The organism is Nocardioides sp. F233 (assembly GCF_057813895.1).
The window spans coordinates 1-297 of the sequence record NZ_JBVASH010000028.1 but is presented as its reverse complement, the minus strand read 5'-3'; the positions used below and the strand labels follow the sequence as shown (position 1 = coordinate 297).

Here is a 297-nt window from a genome sequence, read left to right as displayed (position 1 = left end):
AGGTAGACCTTGCCGTCGGCCGGGTCCACGAAGTGGTGGAGGCCCACGCCGGTGTGGGAGTAGGTGCAGTCGGCCTTGACGACGAGCACGTTCTCGGCCTGCAGGTCGGGCAGCGCGAACCGGCTGTCGACGTATGCCGTGGCGGGGTCGAGCGGAGCGCCGTTGAGGGTGATCTCGTGGATCGTCGCGTCGACGTGGTCGGCGAAGGTGGCGGAGCCGGGCTGGCGACAGGTGTAGGTCAGCGTGGTGGTGGACACGAAGGTCTCCACGCCCTCCTGCGTCGCGCCTGAGATGTCG

1 pseudogene is annotated in these 297 nt (G+C 68.7%); it reads right to left on the bottom strand.

The annotated features are described in order from the left end of the window. A pseudogene (locus ACZYRU_RS26930) lies at positions 1-257 on the bottom strand (aminopeptidase N); the annotation flags it as partial. Positions 258-297: the final 40 nt, after the last annotated feature.